The sequence below is a fragment of the Cellulomonas flavigena DSM 20109 genome, assembly GCF_000092865.1.
Taxonomy (GTDB): domain Bacteria; phylum Actinomycetota; class Actinomycetes; order Actinomycetales; family Cellulomonadaceae; genus Cellulomonas; species Cellulomonas flavigena.
Genome location: NC_014151.1, coordinates 706,435 through 725,598 on the forward strand (window position 1 = coordinate 706,435; position 19,164 = coordinate 725,598).

At 74.5% G+C, this 19,164-nt stretch carries 21 protein-coding genes; 15 read left to right on the plus strand and 6 right to left on the minus strand.

The features are described 5' to 3' along the window. Positions 1–8 precede the first annotated feature (8 nt). Positions 9–536, plus strand: a complete 528-nt coding sequence (locus tag CFLA_RS03270) for a pyridoxamine 5'-phosphate oxidase family protein (protein WP_013115896.1) — start codon at positions 9–11, stop codon at positions 534–536. A gap of 40 nt (positions 537–576) precedes the next feature. Here CFLA_RS03270 and CFLA_RS03275 read toward each other — a convergent pair whose 3' ends face one another. Further along, positions 577–1,377: a hypothetical protein gene (locus tag CFLA_RS03275; RefSeq protein WP_013115897.1), complete on the minus strand. Its 801-nt coding sequence runs from the start codon at positions 1,375–1,377 to the stop codon at positions 577–579. Continuing rightward, complete coding sequence (locus CFLA_RS03280; RefSeq protein WP_013115898.1) at positions 1,374–1,937, minus strand: RNA polymerase sigma factor; 564 nt, start codon at positions 1,935–1,937, stop codon at positions 1,374–1,376. Before CFLA_RS03280 ends, CFLA_RS03275 begins: the two co-directional genes overlap by 4 nt. 88 nt (positions 1,938–2,025) lie before the next feature. Here CFLA_RS03280 and CFLA_RS03285 point away from each other — a divergent pair, with 88 nt between their 5' ends. Next, positions 2,026–3,357, plus strand: a complete 1,332-nt coding sequence (locus CFLA_RS03285; RefSeq protein ID WP_013115899.1) for a glycosyltransferase — start codon at positions 2,026–2,028, stop codon at positions 3,355–3,357. A 177-nt stretch (positions 3,358–3,534) separates the two neighbouring features. Next, a complete protein-coding gene (locus CFLA_RS03290; protein WP_013115900.1) occupies positions 3,535–4,275 on the plus strand; it encodes a phosphoglyceromutase in 741 nt (246 codons plus the stop codon). 112 nt (positions 4,276–4,387) lie between these two features. Here the strand turns inward: CFLA_RS03290 and phoU are convergent, their stop codons facing one another. Continuing rightward, positions 4,388–5,062, minus strand: coding sequence for a phosphate signaling complex protein PhoU (gene phoU / locus CFLA_RS03295; protein WP_013115901.1), 675 nt, complete (start codon positions 5,060–5,062; stop codon positions 4,388–4,390). Positions 5,063–5,218: 156 nt separating this feature from the next. Here phoU and CFLA_RS03300 point away from each other — a divergent pair, with 156 nt between their 5' ends. The 6 genes from CFLA_RS03300 to pstB all read left to right on the plus strand — a co-directional run bounded on the left by CFLA_RS03300 (position 5,219) and on the right by pstB (position 11,423). Further along, complete coding sequence (locus tag CFLA_RS03300; RefSeq protein WP_081449755.1) at positions 5,219–6,472, plus strand: sensor histidine kinase; 1,254 nt, start codon at positions 5,219–5,221, stop codon at positions 6,470–6,472. Continuing rightward, on the plus strand, positions 6,469–7,176 hold the full coding sequence (locus CFLA_RS03305) for a response regulator transcription factor (RefSeq protein WP_013115903.1): 708 nt from the start codon (positions 6,469–6,471) through the stop codon (positions 7,174–7,176). Before CFLA_RS03300 ends, CFLA_RS03305 begins: the two co-directional genes overlap by 4 nt. Positions 7,177–7,305: 129 nt before the next feature. Continuing rightward, positions 7,306–8,424 (plus strand): phosphate ABC transporter substrate-binding protein PstS, encoded by a 1,119-nt coding sequence (gene pstS / locus CFLA_RS03310; RefSeq protein ID WP_013115904.1) that lies wholly within the window; start codon positions 7,306–7,308, stop codon positions 8,422–8,424. 107 nt (positions 8,425–8,531) lie between these two features. Further along, positions 8,532–9,542: a phosphate ABC transporter permease subunit PstC gene (gene pstC, locus CFLA_RS03315; RefSeq protein ID WP_013115905.1), complete on the plus strand. Its 1,011-nt coding sequence runs from the start codon at positions 8,532–8,534 to the stop codon at positions 9,540–9,542. Next, positions 9,542–10,606 (plus strand): phosphate ABC transporter permease PstA, encoded by a 1,065-nt coding sequence (pstA, locus tag CFLA_RS03320; RefSeq protein WP_013115906.1) that lies wholly within the window; start codon positions 9,542–9,544, stop codon positions 10,604–10,606. The genes pstC and pstA overlap by 1 nt, the downstream gene beginning before the upstream one ends. A gap of 37 nt (positions 10,607–10,643) precedes the next feature. Further along, complete coding sequence (pstB, locus tag CFLA_RS03325; protein ID WP_013115907.1) at positions 10,644–11,423, plus strand: phosphate ABC transporter ATP-binding protein PstB; 780 nt, start codon at positions 10,644–10,646, stop codon at positions 11,421–11,423. A 70-nt stretch (positions 11,424–11,493) separates the two neighbouring features. Here pstB and CFLA_RS03330 read toward each other — a convergent pair whose 3' ends face one another. Continuing rightward, positions 11,494–12,060 carry a hypothetical protein gene (locus CFLA_RS03330; RefSeq protein ID WP_013115908.1) on the minus strand — a complete coding sequence of 189 codons (567 nt, stop codon included), beginning with the start codon at positions 12,058–12,060 and terminating at the stop codon, positions 11,494–11,496. A gap of 319 nt (positions 12,061–12,379) precedes the next feature. Here CFLA_RS03330 and CFLA_RS03335 point away from each other — a divergent pair, with 319 nt between their 5' ends. The 4 genes from CFLA_RS03335 to CFLA_RS03350 all read left to right on the plus strand — a co-directional run bounded on the left by CFLA_RS03335 (position 12,380) and on the right by CFLA_RS03350 (position 14,612). After that, entirely contained in the window at positions 12,380–12,862 is a 483-nt protein-coding gene (locus CFLA_RS03335; RefSeq protein WP_013115909.1) for a CarD family transcriptional regulator, read from the plus strand. Between the two features lie 91 nt (positions 12,863–12,953). Further along, positions 12,954–13,700: a 2-C-methyl-D-erythritol 4-phosphate cytidylyltransferase gene (gene ispD, locus CFLA_RS03340; protein WP_013115910.1), complete on the plus strand. Its 747-nt coding sequence runs from the start codon at positions 12,954–12,956 to the stop codon at positions 13,698–13,700. Next, positions 13,697–14,188 (plus strand): 2-C-methyl-D-erythritol 2,4-cyclodiphosphate synthase, encoded by a 492-nt coding sequence (ispF, locus tag CFLA_RS03345; RefSeq protein WP_013115911.1) that lies wholly within the window; start codon positions 13,697–13,699, stop codon positions 14,186–14,188. The genes ispD and ispF overlap by 4 nt, the downstream gene beginning before the upstream one ends. 145 nt (positions 14,189–14,333) lie before the next feature. Further along, positions 14,334–14,612: a hypothetical protein gene (locus CFLA_RS03350; RefSeq protein ID WP_013115912.1), complete on the plus strand. Its 279-nt coding sequence runs from the start codon at positions 14,334–14,336 to the stop codon at positions 14,610–14,612. Positions 14,613–14,636: 24 nt separating this feature from the next. On the opposite strand, the gene CFLA_RS03355 is transcribed toward CFLA_RS03350, so the two are convergent. Both CFLA_RS03355 and CFLA_RS03360 read right to left on the minus strand, forming a co-directional pair. Beyond that, positions 14,637–15,581: an NADP-dependent oxidoreductase gene (locus CFLA_RS03355; RefSeq protein WP_013115913.1), complete on the minus strand. Its 945-nt coding sequence runs from the start codon at positions 15,579–15,581 to the stop codon at positions 14,637–14,639. Between the two features lie 79 nt (positions 15,582–15,660). Continuing rightward, the gene (locus CFLA_RS03360; RefSeq protein WP_013115914.1) at positions 15,661–17,004 is read right to left on the minus strand and encodes a D-arabinono-1,4-lactone oxidase; all 1,344 of its coding nucleotides are present in this window, start codon (positions 17,002–17,004) and stop codon (positions 15,661–15,663) included. A 145-nt stretch (positions 17,005–17,149) separates the two neighbouring features. Here CFLA_RS03360 and CFLA_RS03365 point away from each other — a divergent pair, with 145 nt between their 5' ends. Together CFLA_RS03365 and CFLA_RS03370 are read left to right on the plus strand one after the other, a co-directional pair. Further along, a complete protein-coding gene (locus CFLA_RS03365) occupies positions 17,150–17,872 on the plus strand; it encodes a TetR/AcrR family transcriptional regulator (protein WP_013115915.1) in 723 nt (240 codons plus the stop codon). 13 nt (positions 17,873–17,885) lie between these two features. Next, positions 17,886–19,121, plus strand: a complete 1,236-nt coding sequence (locus CFLA_RS03370) for an alanine racemase (protein ID WP_013115916.1) — start codon at positions 17,886–17,888, stop codon at positions 19,119–19,121. Positions 19,122–19,164: the final 43 nt, after the last annotated feature.

A 19,164-nucleotide genomic window follows, 5' to 3' on the forward strand; every position in this document is an offset into this window, starting at 1 on the left:
GAGGAGCCATGCCCGCCGCAACCGGTCCCGACGCCACCACCAGCACCGACGGCCCGGCACTGACGACCGACGGCGTGTGGCGGACGCTCGCACGCCAGCCGTTCATGGTGATCGGCATGGTGAACGGCCGGGGCGAGGGACGCAGCGCCGGGGTGTCGCTCGCCGTCCACGACGACGCGCTGTGGACCTCCTCCGACGCCGGTGCCTGGAAGACCCGGCACCTGCGCCACCAGCCCGAGGTGTCGGTCACCGTGCCGGTCCGGCGAGGTGGCGTGCTGGCGCTCGTCGCCCCGATCCCGCCGGCCGTGGTCACGTGCAACGCGACCGCCCACGTCCTGCCCGCGGCTGCCGCGCCCGGCCCGGTGCGTCGCCGCCTGCTGCGCGGGCTCAAGCTCACGGAGGAGGTGCTCGCGGACGTCGTGGCGATCCGCCTGGTGCCGCACGGCGACTTCGTCACGTACGGCCTGGGAGTGTCGCTGCTGGGCATGCTCGACACCGAGCGCGCCCGCGGGCGCGTGCCCGTCGCACGCGCCTGACCGGCCCGCCGCCCGCACGTCGCGGCCGACGGGCCGGCGCTCACAGCGTCAGCGTCTGCGTCCCGGTGCTGCCGTCGACGTAGGTGACCTCGACCTCGACCCCGGTCGTCGACGCGCCGTCGAGCTCGTCGCCCGGCAGCCACAGCGCGAACCTGCCCTCGGAGACGGTCGCCACGACGTCGCCGTGCGTCGCGCTGCGGTAGGTGACCCCGGTGACCTCCGCGCCGGCGTGCCCCGCAGCGAGCGAGACCGCCCCGGCTCCCGTGCTGCCCCACCCGAGGTCGGTCGCGCGCAGCCCGCGCGGGCCGACGTCGACGCTGCCGACCGACACACCGACCGAGCCGACCATGCCGCCGGTGAACAGTCCGGAGGAGTCGTCGCTCAGGCACAGCGCGGAGAACCCGCCCGGGCCCGACAGGACGACCGCCGTCCAGTCGCCCCGCCGCTCGGAGACCGCCACGCGGGCGTCAGCGAGCGCCGGTTCTCCCTCCCCGGCGCCGTTCTGCACCTGGTCCCGGCAGGCCTCGGCCGCGGCCGCGCTCTCCTGCTCGGTGAGGGCGGTCGGGACCGCGGTCCACGTCGCGAAGGCCGTGTCGCCGCCGGTGAGAGGTGGTGCGACGACGAGCGCGGCGGCCGCCGCGGCTGCGGCACCGGCGAGCACCGCGACGCGCGTCCGGCGGGGGCGGGGCGCGCGAGGCCGCGCCGGAGCGGTGGCTGGCGCGCTCGGGGCGGTTGCGAGGATCGTGTCGAGGTCGGCGCGGACGCGTGCACGTGTCATGTCGACGTGCGTGTCGGCGGGGTCGAGTGCACGCAGGGTGGTGGTGAGCCGGTCGGTGGTCATCGTGAGGGGGTCCTCTCTGCGGCCCGGGCGGGGACGGTGCCCCGCTCCGGCAGGTGGTCGAGGTGGAGGCGCAGGGCGCGGCGGGCGCGGCTGAGCCGCAGCCGGAACGCGACCGGCGAGATGCCGAGCACGGCGGCCGCCCGCGGCGCGTCGAGCCCGTCGAGGACGGCGAGCGCGAGCGTCTCCTGGTGCGCCGGGGTCAGGCGGCGCCAGGCGGTGGCGAGGTCGATGCGGTGGACGACGTCGTCGGGGGCCGGCTCGTGGCCCACCGGCGTCGCGTCGGCGAGCCGGACCCCGAGAGCCAGGCGCCGCCGGTCGCCGCGGTACGTGTTGAGCAGCACGCGCCGGGCGACCCCGAAGACCCAGGCGCGGGCGTCGTCGCGCGCGGCGGGCACCTCGTCGAGGCGCCGCCAGACGACGAGGAAGACCTCCGCGAGCGTGTCGTCCACGTGGTCGGGGTGGACGCGCCGCTGGACGAACCGGCGCAGGTCCGGGTACGCCGCCTCGTACAGGTCGCGGAAGGTCTGCTCGCGGTCCGGAGCGCGTGGCTGTTCTCTCATGCCCCGTACCTGTCCGCCACGCGCCCCACTGTGTCGCACGCCGCACGCTCGTGGCGCGTCGCGCGCGGACGCGGGCGACAATGGTCGGGTGACCACCGACCGGGCGCCGCGCGTCGCCATGCTCTCGGTCCACACGTCCCCCCTCGACCAGCCCGGCACGGGCGACGCGGGCGGCATGAACGTGTACGTCCTGGAGCTCGCGCACGCGCTGGCCGCGCGTGGGGCCCGGGTCGAGGTCTTCACGCGCGCGACGCGGTCCGACGTGCCGGAGACGGTCGTCCTCGACGGCGTCGACGCCGCGGGGCGCGCCCTGACGGCCGACGACGCGCGCGACGTGCTGCTCGCGCACGACGTGCCGCCGGGCGTCACGCCGCCCGTGCTCGTCCACCACGTGCCTGCGGGCCCGTTCGAGGCGCTCGACAAGAACGACCTGCCGGGCGTGCTGTGCGGCATGGCCGCGGGCGTCCTGCGCTCCGAGGCGGCGCGCCGTCCCGGCTGGTACGACGTCGTGCACTCCCACTACTGGCTGTCCGGGCAGGTCGGCGCGATCGCGGCGCAGCGCTGGGAGGTGCCGCTCGTGCACACCGCGCACACCCTCGCCAAGGTGAAGAACGCGTCGCTCGGGCCGGGGGACAGCGCCGAGCCGAGCGTGCGCGTCGTGGGCGAGGAGCAGGTCGTCGCGGACGCCGACGCGCTCGTCGCGTCCACGCCCGTGGAGGCGCGTGAGCTCGTCGAGCTGTACGGCGCCGACCCGGCGCGCGTGCACGTCGTCGAGCCGGGCGTCGACCTCGAGCGGTTCCGTCCCGGCGGCCCGGGCGCGCGCGACGAGGCGCGACGGCGGCTCGGTCTGCCGACCGACCGGCCGGTCGTGCTGTTCGCCGGGCGCGTGCAGCCGCTCAAGGCGCCGGACGTGCTGGTGCAGGCGGTCGGGGTGCTGCGTGCGAGCGGGCGGCCCGTCCCGCTGCTCGTCGTGCTCGGCGGCCCGTCGGGCCGGCCGACGGCGGTGCGTGAGCTGCGCGCCCTGGCCGTGACGCTCGGGGTCGACGACGACGTGGTCGTGCGCCCGCCCGCGCCGCGTGACGAGCTCGTCTCCTGGTACCGCGCGGCGGACCTCGTCGCGATGCCGTCGCGCTCGGAGTCGTTCGGGCTGGTCGCCGTCGAGGCGCAGGCCAGCGGCACGCCGGTGCTGGCGGCCGACGTCGGCGGCCTGCGGACCGTCGTCGAGGACGACGTCTCCGGTCGCCTCGTGCCGGGCCACGACCCTCAGGTGTGGGCCGAGGTGATCGCCGACGCGCTCGCTGACGCCCCGCGCCGCGCCCGCTGGGCCGCCGGCGCCCGTCAGGTGGCCGAGCGTTACGCGTGGACCACGGCCGCCGACCAGGTGCTCAAGGTCTACGCGGTCGCCGCCGAGCCCCGCTGACGTCCGATCCGCGGGGCTGGATCGACGTCTCGCGGGAGGGGAGGGGCTCGAGGGGCCCCACCCCGGGCGCGGCGACACGTCGATCGAGCCCCCTCTGGGCGCGAGACGTCGATCCGGCCCCGCGACCGGGGGACGGACGTCCCTGCGGCCCCGACGGGGCTGCGGCAGGATGAACCCATGACCTACACCCTCGTGCTGCTCCGCCACGGCGAGAGCGAGTGGAACGCCAAGAACCTGTTCACCGGCTGGGTGGACGTGCCCCTGTCCGAGAAGGGCATCGAGGAGGCCAAGCGCGGCGGGACGCTCCTGACCGACGCGGGCGTGCTCCCCGACGTCGTGCACACGTCGCTGCTGCGCCGCGCGATCACGACCGCGAACCTCGCGCTCGACGCCGCGGACCGGCACTGGATCCCCGTGAAGCGCTCGTGGCGCCTCAACGAGCGGCACTACGGCGCGCTGCAGGGCAAGAACAAGAAGGAGACGCTCGACGCGTACGGCGAGGAGCAGTTCATGCTCTGGCGCCGCTCGTACGACGTCCCGCCGCCGGAGATCGAGCTCGGCTCGGAGTACTCCCAGGACGCCGACCCGCGCTACGCGGGCGAGCCGATCCCGCGCACCGAGGCGCTCGCGCAGGTCCTCGACCGCGCGCTGCCCTACTGGGACGCCGAGATCGTGCCCGACCTCAAGGCCGGCAAGGTCGTCCTCGTCGCCGCGCACGGCAACTCGATCCGCTCGATCGTCAAGTACCTCGACGACGTGGACGAGCAGACCATCGCGGGCATCAACATCCCCACGGGCATCCCGCTGCTGTACGAGCTGGACGAGGAGACGCTGAAGCCGACGAACCCCGGCGGCACGTACCTCGACCCGGAGGCCGCCAAGGCCGCGATCGCCGCGGTGGCGAACCAGGGTCGCTGACCCGGCCACCGGGTCGCACCGGCGCACGACGACGAGAGGCGCCCGCCCCCTCCCCGGGGCGGGCGCCTCTCGCGTGCGGGACCCCTCGGGTCCCGCCGTCGGTGGTCGCCGGTCAGGCGCTGCGCGCGGGCACCGGCCCGAGCGCGTCGTGGACGTCGCCCGTGACCAGGTAGACCATGCGGCGCGCCACGGACACGCCGTGGTCGCCGAACCGCTCGTAGTACCGCCCCAGCAGCGTGACGTCGACGGTCTCCTGCACCGACCGGTCCCACGGTCCGGCGAGCATCGCGCCGAACGTGCTCGCGTGCAGCTCGTCGAGCAGGTCGTCGTCCTGCTGGATCGACTCGGCGAGGGCCATGTCGCGCGTCCCCAGCAGCGTCGTCACGCGACGTGCGACGCGCACGGCGGCGTCCTGCATCTGCGTGAACGTCGCCTCCAGGCCCGTGGGCACGGCGACGACGGGGTAACGGGCCCGCGTCACCTGGGCGACGTGCCGTGCGAGGTCGCCCATGCGCTCGAGAGATGCGCTCATCCGCAGCGCGGACACGACGACCCGCAGGTCCGTCGCGACGGGCTGCTGCTGCGCGAGCAGACGCACGCACCGGTCGTCCAGGTCGCGCTCGAGCGCGTCGATCGCGAGGTCGTCGGCGATGACGGACTCGGCGAGCTGGAGGTCCGCGGTGAGGAGCGCGATCCCGGCGCTGCTGATGGCTTGCTCGACCCGGCCGCTCATCGCCACCAGGTCCTGGCCGAGCTGGGCCAGCTCGGCCTCGAAGATGTCCCGCATGTGCTCCCTCTCATCCGCGTTGCGGTCCACACGGTCGCACGCGACGGTGAACGAGCGGCTCCCGGCAGGTGAACACGTGGCGGCGGTTCGGCGTCCGGGGCCTCAGACGTCCCGGGGCCGGCCCGCGCCCGGCCTACTGTGGACGTCGTGGACTGGATGCTGGACGCCGCGCCGCTGGTGGCCGGCATGATCGGGATGCTCGTGGGCGCCGTCGCCGTGGCAGCGTTCCGGTGGAGCGAGCGCGAGCAGCGCACGGTGCCGCCGCAACCGGAGCCCGAGCTCGACGACGGGCTCGTGCGGACGCTCGCCGTGCTGCGCTCGGCCGCGGTCGTGCTCGACGCCGACGACGTCGTGGTGCGAGCGAGTCCCCCTGCGCACGCGCTCGGCCTGGTCCGCGACGGCCGCGTGGTGCACGCGTCGATGCGGGACCTGGTCGCCGCCGTGCGGCGCGACGGCGTGATCCGGGACGAGGAGCTCGACGTGCCGCGGGGACCCGTGGGCCCGGCGCGCCTGCTGCTGCAGGTCCGCGTCGCGCAGGTCACGCCGAACCACCTGCTGCTGCTCGCGGAGGACCTCACGCAGGCGCGCCGGCTCGAGGCGATCCGCCGCGACTTCGTCGTGAACGTGTCGCACGAGCTGAAGACGCCCGTCGGGGCGCTGTCGCTGCTCGCCGAGACGGTGCAGGACGCGGCGGACGACCCGGAGGCCGTGCGCCGGTTCAGCGGACGCATGCGCGCCGAGGCGTCGCGCCTGTCGGCCCTGGTGCACGAGATCATCGAGCTGTCCCGGCTGCAGGTCGCCGGCGCCCTCGAGGACGTGGCGCCGGTGGCCGTCGACGAGGTGGTCGCCGAGGCCGTGGACCGTGCCCGCACCGCGGCCGACGCGAAGGCGGTCCGCATCGCCGCGGCCGGTGACCGCGGTCTCGTCGTCTTCGGCGACCGGAACCTGCTGGTCACCGCCGTGCGCAACCTGCTCGACAACGCCGTGGCGTACTCACCGCGCGGCACGCGCGTGAACCTCGGGGTGCGTCGACGCGACGACCTGGTCGAGATCGCGGTGGTCGACGAGGGGGTCGGCATCGCGGAGGCCGACCAGGAGCGGGTGTTCGAGCGGTTCTACCGCGTGGACCCGGCGCGTTCCCGGGACACGGGCGGCACGGGTCTCGGGCTCTCGATCGTCAAGCACGTCGCGGCGGACCACGGCGGTGACGTCTCCGTGTGGTCGCAGCCCGGGCGCGGGTCGACGTTCACGCTGCGCCTGCCCGTCGCCGAGCCCCGTGCGACCGACGCGTCGCCCGCGCCCGGCTCGCACGCCCCGGACGCCGCGGCGACCCACACCTCACCGACCGACACGGCTGCGCCCTCCGCGTCGCTGCCCGCCGCGCCGAACCCCTCCAGGAGCACCACGTGACCCGCATCCTTCTCGTCGAGGACGAGGAGTCCTACCGCGACCCGCTCTCCTACCAGCTGGGCCGCGAGGGCTACGACGTCGTGACCGCGGCGACGGGACCCGAGGCGCTCGAGCGCTTCGCGGAGCACGGTGCCGACCTGGTCCTGCTCGACCTCATGCTGCCCGGGCTGCCCGGCACGGAGGTGTGCCGCCGCCTGCGCCTGGACTCCGACGTGCCCGTCATCATGCTCACCGCCAAGGACGACGAGATCGACAAGGTCGTCGGCCTCGAGCTCGGCGCCGACGACTACGTGACCAAGCCGTACTCGTCGCGCGAGCTGCTGGCCCGCATCCGCGCCGTGCTGCGACGTCGCGACACCTCGGCACGGCCGGCCGACGACCCCGAGGACGACGGCGTGCTCGAGGTGGGCGCCGTCCGCATGGACGTCGACCGCCACACCGTGCACGTCCACGGCGAGCTCGTGCCCTTCCCGCTCAAGGAGTTCGAGCTGCTGGAGCTGCTGCTGCGCAACCCGGACCGTGTGCTGACCCGCGGCCAGCTCATCGACCGCGTGTGGGGCTCCGACTACGTCGGGGACACCAAGACGCTCGACGTCCACGTCAAGCGCATCCGCGCCAAGATCGAGCGCGACCCGTCCGCGCCGACCCTCCTGACCACGGTCCGTGGGCTGGGCTACAAGCTGTCGGACGGTGTGGGGGAGTAGCGCGCGTCTGGTCGACGAGCGTTCACCCGGGGTTCACCCAGCCCCGGCGGTGCGGTCACCTGCCACCCCTACCGTCAGCGTCGGCCGCGCACCGACCGGTGCGCGCTGACGTGATGAGGACGGGACACAGTGAAGCTCACCCCCCACAGCCGTATCGGCGCGATCGCCCTCACCGGGGCACTGGCGCTGACGCTCGCCGCGTGCAGCTCCGGCTCCTCGGCCGAGCCGGGTGCCACGAGCGGTGGCGACTCCGCCGAGCTGAGCGGCTCGCTCGCCGGTGCCGGCGCCACGTCGCAGGAGAAGGCCGTCGCCGGCTGGATCGCCGGGTTCAACGACCTGCAGCCGGGCGTCACGGTCAGCTACGACGCCGTCGGCTCGGGCGGCGGCCGCGAGCAGTTCCTCGCGGGTGCCGTGCAGTTCGCCGGCTCGGACGCCGCCCTCAAGGAGGACGAGCTCGAGCAGGCGGTCGAGCGCTGCGAGGGCGGCGAGGCCATCGAGCTGCCGCTCTACATCAGCCCGATCGCCGTCGTCTACAACCTCCCCGACCTCGACGCCGAGCACCTCAACCTCTCGGCCGCGACGATCGCGAAGATCTTCAACCGCGACATCACGACGTGGGACGACGCGGCCATCGCCGCGGAGAACCCCGACGTCACGCTGCCGTCGCTCGACATCATCCCGGTGAACCGTTCCGACGAGTCCGGCACCACGGAGAACTTCACCGAGTACCTCGAGGCGGCGTCGGAGGGCGCCTGGCCGCACGAGGCGTCCGGCGACTGGCCGCTGTCCGGTGGGCAGTCGGGCAACGGCACGCAGGGTGTCCTGGACACGGTGACCGGTGCCGAGGGTGCGATCACCTACGTCGACGCCTCGCGCGCCGGCGACCTGGGCACGGTCGCGCTGAAGGTCGGCGACGAGTACGTGCCGTTCTCCGCCGAGGCCGCGGCCGCCGTCGTCGACGCGTCGCCGCGCGCCGAGGGCGCGACCGACAAGCGCCTGGTCGTCGAGCTGGACCGCACCACCACGGCGGCGGGCGCCTACCCGCTGGTCCTCATCTCCTACTCGCTGGCGTGCTCGACGTACGCCGACGAGGCGGACGCGGCCAACGTCAAGGCGTACCTGTCCTACGTGGCCAGCGAGGCGGGGCAGGAGCGTGCGGCCGACCCGAGCGTCGCCGGCGCCGCCCCGATCTCCGACGACCTGCGCGCCGAGGTCCAGGCGGCGATCGACTCGATCACCGCAGGCTGACCGACCGCATGATCGCGCCACCGGGCCGTCCCGGGGCCGGGCAGCACGCCCGCCCCGGGACGGCCCGCGCGGCGCCCCCCGCACCCTCCCCACCCAACGGAGCAGCCGTGGCCCTCACCACCAGCCCCCCGCAGCACGACGGGACCGACGCAGCGCCCTCGTCCCCACCGGACGCGGGTGCCGCCGTGCGTGCCGCCTCGACCGGTCGCGTCGCCAGCAAGGTCTTCGCGGGACTGTCGACCGGTGCGGGCGTCCTCATCCTCCTCACGCTCGCGGCGGTCGCCGTGTTCCTGCTCGTCGAGGCGTGGCCCGCGCTGACCGCGTCGCGCGAGGAGCTCGAGGACATCTCCTGGTTCGACGGCGGCTCGGTCGCCGAGTACGTGGGGCCGCTCATCTTCGGCACGCTGCTCGCCGCGGTGCTGGCGCTGCTGCTCGCGGTCCCGGTCTCGATCGGCATCGCGCTGTTCATCTCGCACTACGCGCCACGTCGCCTCGCGCAGGGTCTCGGCTACCTGATCGACCTGCTGGCGGCGATCCCCTCGGTGGTCTACGGCCTGTGGGGAGCCCTGTGGCTGATCGGCAACCTCGACCCGCTGTTCACCTGGCTCTCGTCGAGCCTCGGCTTCGTCCCGCTCGTCGCCGACTACCAGGCGCCGGCCAAGAACATCATGTCGGCGTCCGTGGTGCTGGCCGTGATGATCCTGCCGATCATCACGGCCGTCTCGCGCGAGGTGTTCCTGCAGACGCCCCGCCTGCACGAGGAGGCCTCCCTCGCCCTGGGGGCGACGCGCTGGGAGATGGTCCGCCAGGCCGTGCTGCCGTTCGGGCGCTCGGGCGTCATCAGCGCCGCGATGCTCGGCCTCGGCCGCGCGCTGGGCGAGACCATGGCAGTCCTCATGGTCATCTCGCCCGGGTTCCTCTACTCGTTCTTCCTGCTCAAGCCCGGTCAGCACCAGACCATCGCCGCGAACATCGCCTCGAAGTTCCCGGAGGCCAGCGGCCTGAGCGTGAGCGTCCTCATCGCGACCGGTCTGGCGCTGTTCGTCATCACCTTCGCGGTCAACTTCGCCGCGCGCTGGATCATCGCGCGGCGCGCCGAGTTCTCGGGAGCCAACTGATGACCGTCGACGCGCCCGGCGCCACGTCGCCCCTGCTCCTGGGCGACGAGTACCGACGTCTGCCCCGGTGGAGCACGTGGGCGTTCCTCGCGGGCTCGCTGCTGCTGGCGTTCCTCGTGCTCCTCGTGGCGGGGACGCCCGGGATCACCGGGGTGGTCGTGCTCGGCGCCGCGCTGTTCGTGCTCTCCTCGAGCATCACCTCACGCGTCGTCGAGGGTCCGCGGCGTGCTGCGGACCGGCTCGCGACCACCTTGGTCACCGGGGCGTTCCTCCTCGCGCTGGTCCCGCTGGTCTCGCTCCTGCTGCTCGTCGTCACGCGCGGTGCGCAGGCCTTCAGCTGGACGTTCCTCACCACCGACATGCTCGGGATCTTCGGCGACATGACCGAGGGCGGCATCCGGCACGCGGTCGTCGGCACGCTGCTCATCACGCTCGCGGCCGCGGTGATCTCGGTGCCGATCGGCCTGCTCACGGCGATCTACCTGGTCGAGTACGGCCGCGGCCCGCTGGCGCGCGGCATCACGTTCCTCGTCGACGTCATGACGGGCATCCCGTCCATCGTGGCCGGGCTCTTCGCCTTCGCGCTGTTCACGCTGCTGCTCGGGCCGGCGTTCCGCGCCGGGATCATGGGTGCGGTCGCGCTCGCGCTCCTCATGACGCCGGTCGTCATCCGGTCCGTCGAGGAGATGCTGCGGCTCGTGCCCAACGAGCTGCGTGAGGCCTCCTACGCGCTGGGCGTGCCGAAGTGGCTGACGATCGTCAAGGTCGTGCTGCGCACCGCGGTCGCCGGCATCGTCACGGGCATCATGCTCGCGGTCGCCCGCGTGATCGGCGAGACCGCGCCGCTGCTGCTGACCGTCGGCATCGTCACGGGCGTCAACTGGGACCTGTTCGACGGCCGCATGGCGACCCTGCCGGTGTTCGCCTACCGCCAGTACGAGTCCGGCGGTGCCGGCATCGACCGGGCCTGGGCCGCCGCGCTCACGCTCATCCTCATCGTCATGATCCTCAACCTCGTGGCCCGGCTGGTCAGCCGCTGGTTCGCCCCGAAGGGCGCCCGCTGACGCGGGCCCGACCCCGACCGAAGGAAGGACCCTCCCCATGTCCAAGCGGATCGACGTCTCGGACCTCGACGTCTTCTACGGCGACTTCCTCGCCGTCGAGGGCGTGAACATGACCATCGAGGCCCGCAAGGCCACCGCACTGATCGGCCCGTCGGGCTGCGGCAAGTCCACGTTCCTGCGGACGCTCAACCGCATGCACGAGGTGATCCCCGGCGCCCGTGTCCAGGGCAAGGCGCTCATGGACGGTCAGGACCTGTACGGCACCGACGTCGACCCGGTGGCCGTGCGGCGCCAGGTCGGCATGGTGTTCCAGCGTCCCAACCCGTTCCCGACGATGTCGATCGCGGACAACGTCCTGGCGGGTGTGCGTCTCAACAACCGCCGCATGTCGAAGGGCGACCAGCAGGACCTCGTCGAGCAGTCGCTGCGCGGTGCCAACCTGTGGAACGAGGTCAAGGACCGCCTCGCGCGGCCCGGGTCCAGCCTGTCGGGTGGCCAGCAGCAGCGGCTGTGCATCGCGCGCGCCATCGCCGTGCGGCCGCAGGTGCTGCTCATGGACGAGCCCTGCTCGGCGCTCGACCCGATCTCGACGCTCGCGATCGAGGACCTCATCGCCGAGCTCAAGGCGCACTACACGATCGTCATCGTGACGCACAACATGCAGCAGGCGGCGCGCGTCTCGGACCGCACCGCGTTCTTCAACATCGCGGGCACCGGCAAGCCCGGCCGCCTCATCGAGATGGACGACACCTCGACGATGTTCTCCTCGCCGCGCGAGCAGGCGACCGAGGACTACATCTCGGGCCGGTTCGGCTGACCGGTGCCGGGCCGGCGCGCAGGCGTCGGCCCGGTGGGGCTGCCCGGGCCGACGCGGCCGAGGGGCGGGCTCAGTCCTCGGCGCTCTCGTCGGTCTCGTCGGTGTCCGGCGTCGACGCGTCCTGCGTCGGGGCGGGCGTGACGCCCTCCAGCACGGCGGCGTACTCCGGCAGGGTGCCGTCCACCACGGGGACGCGGATCTCGGTCGTCCCGCTGCTGCCCGACGCGATCGTCACGGTCGTCAGCCCCCCGGGAGCGGTGTCGACGGCCGCGACGGGCACCTCGACGGTCGCGTAGCCTGCGGGGACGTCGGTGACGCCGACGAGGACGCTCGACCCGGCCGCGACCTCGACGTCGACGGGCTCGCCGCCGCCGACCGTCAGCGTGACGTCCTCGTCGTCGCCGGACCGGTTCGACAGCGCACCCGTGAGGACGCCGGCGGCGCCCTCCGCCTCCGCGACGACGAGGAGGTTGAGCGCGCGCACGGAACCCACCTGCGCGGCGGTGCCGTCGGACGCGGCGTAGCTGTCCAGCGTCGTGATCGGGTTGGTCGCCGAGCAGCCGGTCAGCGCGAGCGCGGCAGCGGCGGCGAGGCCGGCGACGGCGGCCCGGGTGGTGCGGGGGCGGAGGCGGGTCACGAGGGCTCCTGCTCGGTCTCGCGCGCGGTGGCGACGGGTCTGCGTGGGCGGGGCTGCCTGCACCTGCCGGCGGCGCGGCCAGGGTGCGCAGGAGCCGCAGGTCAGCCTACCGCCGCGCGGGCCGGCGGCGGCCTCGGGTCCGGTCGACGCGGGCTCGTACGCCGCGCCGTGCGCGACGGCGGTGCGGCCCCGTGACCTGCGGGCCGGGGGCCGACGGACCTGCGACCGGGGCGTGACCAGCGCGGACGCTGCCGGGACGCCGGAATCCGCAGGAGGCGGGCGTGATACCATACACGTCTGCGAAAGGGGACACCGACAGATGACTTTCACTGTTGGGGAGACCGTCGTCTACCCGCACCACGGTGCAGCCAAGATCGAAGAGATCAAGAGCCGGACCATCCGTGGCGAGGAGAAGATCTACCTCAAGCTCAAGGTCGCCCACGGCGACCTGACCATCGAGGTGCCGGCGGAGAACGTCGATCTCGTGGGTGTCCGCGACGTCGTCGGCCAGGAGGGGCTCGACCGGGTGTTCGAGGTGCTGCGCGCCCCGTACACCGAGGAGCCGACCAACTGGTCGCGGCGCTACAAGGCCAACCTCGAGAAGCTGCAGTCCGGCGACGTCATCAAGGTGGCGGAGGTCGTGCGCGACCTCTCGCGCCGTGACGCCGACCGTGGGCTGTCCGCCGGCGAGAAGCGCATGCTCGCCAAGGCCCGGCAGATCCTCGTCTCGGAGCTCGCGCTCGCCGAGAAGACCGAGGAGGAGAAGGCCGAGGCCATCCTCGACGAGGTCCTCGCCTCCTGATCCGCACGCACGACGGTCCGGGTGCACGCCGCCCGGGCCGTCTGCTGTGTCGGGGGCGTCTCGCGGTCCCGACACGAGGCACGATGCGCACATGACGATCGCCGCAGTCCTCACCGCCGCCGGGAGCGGTACGCGCCTCGGGCTCGACGTGCCCAAGGCGGTCGTCGCGGTCGCCGGCGCACCTCTGGTCGTGCACGCGGCGCGCGCGCTGCTCGCGGCCCGCGCCTCCGACGGATCGGGCGTCGCCCAGCTCGTCGTCACGGCGCCCGCGGCGCTCCTCGACGAGGTCGCGGCCCTGCTCGGCGAGGTGGTCGACGCCGCGGCCACGGACGTCCGGCTCGACGTGGTCGGCGGCGGGCGCACGCGCCAGGAGTCGGTCGCGGCGGGGCTCGCCGAGCTCGTCGACGACGTCGACGTGGTGCTGGTGCACGACGCGGCACGGCCGTTCGCCCCGCCGGAGCTCGTCGCGCGGGTCGTCGACGCCGTGCACGCCGGGCATGCCGCCGTGGTCCCGGGACTGCCGGTCGTCGACACGGTCAAGCGCGTCGCGGCGGGCGACGGCACGGGCCGACCCGTCGTCACGACCGTGCCGCGTGCGGACCTCGTGGCGGTGCAGACGCCGCAGGGGTTCGACCGGGCGGTCCTCGAGCGCGCGCACGCGGTCGGCTCCGGGCTCGGGGCGCACGAGGCGACGGCGGCGTCGGACGACGCCGGGCTGGTGGAGGCGGCGGGCGTCACGGTGTGGGTGGTGCCGGGCGACGAGCGAGCCGCCAAGGTGACGACCGCGCGTGACCTGCACGTCGCGCAGGCCCTGAGGACGACGGAGGCACGCGCGTGAACCTGCGCACCGGCATCGGCATCGACGTGCACGCCTACGACCCGGACCCCGCCGAGGGGGCCGTGCTGCACCTCGCGGGCCTGGAGTGGCCGGGCGAGCGCCCGCTGGCGGGTCACTCGGACGCGGACGTCGCGGCGCACGCGGCCGCGGACGCGCTGCTGTCCGCGGCGGGCCTGGGCGACCTGGGCCTGCAGTTCGGCACCGACGACCCGCGCTGGGCGGGGGCCTCGGGCGCGGCGCTGCTGGCGGAGGCGGCGCGCCGGGTGCGGTCCGCGGGTTTCACGATCGGCAACGTCGCGGTCCAGGTCGTCGGCAACCGCCCCAAGCTCGGTCCGCGGCGCATCGAGGCGCAGGCCGTGCTGTCGATGGCCTGCGGCGCGAGCGTGACGGTGAGCGCGACGACGACCGACGGCCTCGGTCTGACAGGACGCGGCGAGGGTGTCGCGGCCATCGCGACCGCGCTCGTCTCGCTCGACGACCCGGCCTGAGCGGTCACCCGGGAGCGTGGCCGGACCACGATGTGGGAACGAGACCACCCGCGCGGGTGAACTGTCGGAGCGGGTGCCGAAAGTCACGCGGTGACAGCCGCCAGGGCGTCGCGAACCGGGCGATTCGCCGGTACCGTCCCTCCATGTGACTGCACCCCCGACCGACAGCGACCGCGCCTCCGCGCGTGCCGCGGCACAGCCGGGGACCGGTGCGCACGGCCTGCCCCAGCGCACCCGCACCCTGCCCGTGCGTCAGCGCAACCGCGTGCCGCTCGAGACGCTGGAGGCCACGTTCGCGGGCCTGCAGCAGGTGGACGAGAACGCACGACCCGAGGCTCCGCTCGCGCCGCCCGAGGACCTGTGGCCCCCGGTGACGGGTCCGCACCCGCTCGTGACGGGGAGCCAGCCGCGCGTCGGCGGCTGACAGCTCCCGACCGCGGCGCCGCGCTCATCGCGTGGTCAGCACCAGCTTGCCGCCCGCGTGTCCCTCACGGCTGCGACGGTGCGCGGCAGCGGCGTCCTCGAGCGGGAACGTGCCGGTGACGAGGACGTCGAGAGAGCCGTCGGCGGCGAGCGCGGTGAGCTGCGAGCGGGCGGCGTCCCGGACGTCGGCGCCGGGGTCGGCACCGGGCCCGTGCCCGAGGGCGAGCACCCCCAGACCGGCGGCGCGGTCCAGCGCGACGAGCGTCGCGACCCGCCGGCGGTCCGCCACGAGCGCGGCGGACGTGTCGAGCGCCTCGGCGGTGCCCACGGCGTCGATCGCGACGCTCACGCGTCCGACGGTGCCCTCGACGGTCCGGACGCGGTCGAGCAGGCCGGGCCCGTAGGCGACGGGCTCGGCGCCGAGGCGCCGCAGGCACTCGTGCCAGGCCGGTGACGCCGTGGCGACGACGCGGGCGCCGCGCAGCACCGCGAGCTGCACCGCCATGCGGCCCACGCCGCCGGAGGCGCCGTGCACGAGCACGACGTCCTCGTCGTCCACGCCGGTCGCCGCGACGGCGTGGGCCGCGGTCACGCCGGCGGCGAGCAGACCGGCGGCGGGGACCACGTCGAGCCGCGCCGGGCGTCGCACGAGCACGTGCTGCGGCACGGTCACGAGGTCGGCGTAGCCACCGGTCACCGGCCACGCGACGACGTCGTCGCCGGGGGAGTACCAGCGCACGCCGGGGCCGACGGCCTGCACGACACCGGCGACCTCCAGCCCGAGCCGCACCGGCGTGCGGGTCCCGGACCCGGGCGCGTACGACTTCCAGTCCCAGGGGTTCACGCCCGCGGCGTCGACCCTCACCACCACCTCGCCGGGCCCAGGTGCCGGCGTCTCCACCTCGACGACCTGGAGCACCTCCGGCCCGCCGAGGTCGCCGGCCACGACCGCTCGTCCCACGTGCGCCATCGGCCCAGCCTGCCTGCCGATCGGGTGAGGAGCCAGGCGCTGGGGATCCCTCGTCCGTGGGAATGCTCGGGCGTGCGCGTCAGCCGACGGGGCCGAGGACGCGGTCGACGTAGTCGTTGCGGAAGGTGCCGGTCGGGTCGACGCGTGCGCGCACGCGCTGCGCGTCGGCCAGGTGCGGGTACAGCTCACGGAGCCGTGCGTGATCGAGACCGTGCAGCTTGCCCCAGTGGGGGCGTCCGCCGACCTGCCCGGCGATCCGCTCGAACGCGTCGAACCAGCGCCGGTAGGGCATCCGGTAGTACTGGTGGGCCGCGACGTACGCGGTCTCGCGCCCGTGCGCGGTGGACAGCCACAGGTCGTCGGGGGCGGCGAAGCGGATCTCGAGCGGGAACGGCACCGGCTCGCCGGTGCCGCGCAGCCAGCCGTCGAGCTCGCGCAGGACGTCGGTGACGTGCGCGCGGGGGAGGGCGTACTCCATCTCGCAGAACCGCACGCGCCGGCGCGAGACGAAGACGTCGGCGGACGCGCCGGTGTAGGTCCGGGCGGTGAGGGCGCGCGACGCGACGGCGTTGATCCGCGGCACGGCACGGGGCACGGCCGCGGCGAGGCGGTTGGTCACGGCGAAGACGCCGTTGGACAGGAGCTCGTCGTCGACGAGGTGCCGCAGCGGTGACAGGGGCTGCTCGACGTCGTCGCTGACGCGGTTGTTGCGCCGCACGAGCGCGCCGGAGGTGTGGGGGAACCAGAAGAACTCGAAGTGGTCGTTGCCGTCGACGAGCGCGTCGAGGTCCGCCAGGACCGTTGCCAGCGCCATGGGCTGCTCCTGCGCCCGCAGGCGGAACGCCGGGACGACGTGCAGAATGACGGCGGCGAGCACGCCCGCGGTGCCCAGGCCGAGGCGGGCGAGCTCGAACAGCTCGGGGTCGTGCGTGGGTGACACCTCGTGCACGTCGCCGGCGGCGGTGACGAGGCGGCAGCCGACCACCTGGGTCGCCAGCCCGCCGAGTCGTGCTCCCGTGCCGTGCGTGCCGGTGCTGATCGCGCCCGCGAGCGTCTGGACGTCGATGTCGCCGAGGTTGCGCATCGCCAGGCCGCGCGCGGCGAGGGCGGCGTTGAGGGTGCGCAGGCGGATGCCGGCGCCGACGGTCACGTGCGCCGAGCCGTCGGGGAGCGGCACGACGCGCTCGACGCCGGCCAGGTCGTCGAGACGTAGCTGGACATCGTCCGTGACGGCGGCGCCCGTGAACGAGTGACCGGCGCCGACGGCGCGCAGGCGGCCCCCGCGGGCCGTCGTCGACGCCACCGTGCGGACGAGCTCCTCCAGGTCACGGGGCTGCACGACGGTCCGCGGCGTGGCGCTCTGCGTGCGCGCCCAGTTGCGCCACGCGGGCGCCGGTGACCCCCCGGAGTGACGCGCTCCCATTCCCGCAGGATCGGCTGGGCATTCGTCCAAGTCAAGTGTGCGAAATCCTTGACTATCGTCACGACAACCGATGAGATGATTACCGGGAGACGAGTCCACCGCACCCGGGGGGGTGTGTCGGCGGCTCGTCCGCAAGGAGGAAGCCATGAACCGTCTGCCTGTCGCCGAGCGCCGGGAACAGCTCATCGAGGCGGCGCTCAGCGTGGCCAGCCGTGAGGGCATCGACGGTGCCACGGTGCGTGCCGTCGCGGCCGAGGCGGGGGTCTCGCTCGGTGTGGTGCACTACTGCTTCCGCGACAAGGACGAGCTGCTGCGTGCGATGGCCCACACCATCACCGAGCGCAACCTCGGCCGGGGTGTCGCGGAGATGCCCGAGTCCGCGTCCGCGCGCGACGCGATCATGGGTGTCCCGCACGAGCTGTGGTCCAACATCCGCGCGACGCGGGGCCCGCAGCTGCTGACGTACGAGCTGACGACGACGTCGCTGCGGCACCCCGAGCTCCGGCAGGTCGGCGTCGACCAGTACGTCGTGAGCTGGGCGTCCGCCGAGGCGTTCCTCGAGGAGGTCGAGCGCGTCGCCGGCATCGTCTGGCGCGTGCCCCGGCACCTCATCGCACGCTCGATCATCGCCACCATCGACGGGTTCTCCCTCGCGTGGCTGGTCGACGACGACGACGATGCCGCCTACCAGGGCCTGCGCCTGTTCGCGGAGCACCTCGCGACGCTCGCGGTGCCGGTCGACGAGGCCGCGATGCTGGGCTCGTCCGACGACGCGAGCGAGGAGACCGAGGCCGCCGAGGAGCCGGGGGCCGACGTGCGCCCCTTCACCACGTCCGCCCTCACGTCCGGGGTGTCCGCCCTGGCATGACGACGACCTGGCCGTGACGATCCCGACGACGCCCCCCCGCGCCGCCGCGGGTCGGTCGGTCACCCCGGCCGCGCGCACGACCGGCGAACGGCTGGACGCCGCGACCGCCGGCCTGCCCGCCCCGGTCGCCGTGGTCGACCTCGACGCGTTGGACGCCAACGCCGACGACCTCGTGCGCCGCGCCGGCGGCACGCCCGTGCGCGTCGCGAGCAAGTCGGTCCGCGTGCGTCACGTGCTCGAGCGCGTGCTGGAGCGGCCCGGGTTCGCGGGTGTGATGGCCTTCGCCGCGACGGAGGCGCGGTGGCTGGCCGGCCACGGCGTGCGTGACGTGCTGCTCGGCTACCCCACCGTCGACACCGTGGCCGTCGACGCGATCGCGGCCGACGCCTGCGCGGCGGCCGCCGTGACGTTCATGGTCGACGACACCGCCCAGGCCGACCTGCTCGCGGCGGCCGCGCACCGGCACGGGCGGCGCCTGCGGGTCTGCCTCGACGTCGATGCCTCGCTGCGCGTCGGCCGCGGTCCGCTCGTGGTTCACCTCGGCGTCCGACGCTCGCCCGTGCGCACGCCCGACGACGCGGCACGGCTCGCCGCCGCGGTCGAGCAGCGCGGCCTCGAGGTGCGCGGCGTGATGTTCTACGAGGCGCAGGTGGCCGGCCTGCCCGACACCTCGCCCGCGGTCCGGCTGGTCAAGGCAGCGTCGGTGCGCGAGCTCGCGCACCGCCGGGCCGACGTCGTCGACGCGGTCGCCACGGTCCTCGGGCACCCGCTCGAGCTCGTCAACTCCGGGGGCACCGGATCGCTCGAGGTCAGCGCCGCCGCGCCCGCCGTCACGGAGGTCACGGCCGGCTCCGGGCTGTTCGTCCCCACGCTCTTCGACGGCTACCGCGCGTTCGAGCCGCGGCCCGCGGCGTTCTTCGGCCTGGACGTCGTGCGGGTGCCCGCCGCGGGGTGGGCGACCGTCTTCGGTGGCGGTTACGTGGCCTCGGGCCCCGCGTCGCCGAGCCGCCTGCCGCGGCCGGTGTGGCCCGCCGGCCTGCGACTCGCGCCCCGTGAGGGCGCGGGGGAGGTCCAGACACCGCTGCGTGTGCCCGCGCGTGCGGACCTGCGCGTCGGGGACCGCGTGTGGTTCCGGCACGCCAAGGCCGGCGAGGTCATGGAGCGGTTCGCGCACGTGCACCTGGTCCGCGGCGACCGCGTCGAGACGAGCGTCCCGACGTACCGCGGCGAGGGCGTCTGCGCCGGTTGAGGCGTGGGACGCGCGGACCGCGGTCGGGTGCCGGGCCCGTGCG

Coding starts and splice junctions, on each gene's coding strand:
- CFLA_RS03360 (WP_013115914.1), bottom strand. CDS start 17,004: ATGGGAGCGCGTCACTCCGGGGGGTCACCGGCGCCCGCGTGGCGCAAC.
- CFLA_RS03280 (WP_013115898.1), bottom strand. CDS start 1,937: ATGAGAGAACAGCCACGCGCTCCGGACCGCGAGCAGACCTTCCGCGAC.
- CFLA_RS03270 (WP_013115896.1), top strand. CDS start 9: ATGCCCGCCGCAACCGGTCCCGACGCCACCACCAGCACCGACGGCCCG.
- phoU (WP_013115901.1), bottom strand. CDS start 5,062: ATGCGGGACATCTTCGAGGCCGAGCTGGCCCAGCTCGGCCAGGACCTG.
- CFLA_RS03300 (WP_081449755.1), top strand. CDS start 5,219: ATGCTGGACGCCGCGCCGCTGGTGGCCGGCATGATCGGGATGCTCGTG.
- CFLA_RS03290 (WP_013115900.1), top strand. CDS start 3,535: ATGACCTACACCCTCGTGCTGCTCCGCCACGGCGAGAGCGAGTGGAAC.
- CFLA_RS03365 (WP_013115915.1), top strand. CDS start 17,150: ATGAACCGTCTGCCTGTCGCCGAGCGCCGGGAACAGCTCATCGAGGCG.
- pstA (WP_013115906.1), top strand. CDS start 9,542: ATGACCGTCGACGCGCCCGGCGCCACGTCGCCCCTGCTCCTGGGCGAC.
- pstB (WP_013115907.1), top strand. CDS start 10,644: ATGTCCAAGCGGATCGACGTCTCGGACCTCGACGTCTTCTACGGCGAC.
- CFLA_RS03275 (WP_013115897.1), bottom strand. CDS start 1,377: ATGACCACCGACCGGCTCACCACCACCCTGCGTGCACTCGACCCCGCC.
- ispD (WP_013115910.1), top strand. CDS start 12,954: ATGACGATCGCCGCAGTCCTCACCGCCGCCGGGAGCGGTACGCGCCTC.
- CFLA_RS03335 (WP_013115909.1), top strand. CDS start 12,380: ATGACTTTCACTGTTGGGGAGACCGTCGTCTACCCGCACCACGGTGCA.
- CFLA_RS03355 (WP_013115913.1), bottom strand. CDS start 15,581: ATGGCGCACGTGGGACGAGCGGTCGTGGCCGGCGACCTCGGCGGGCCG.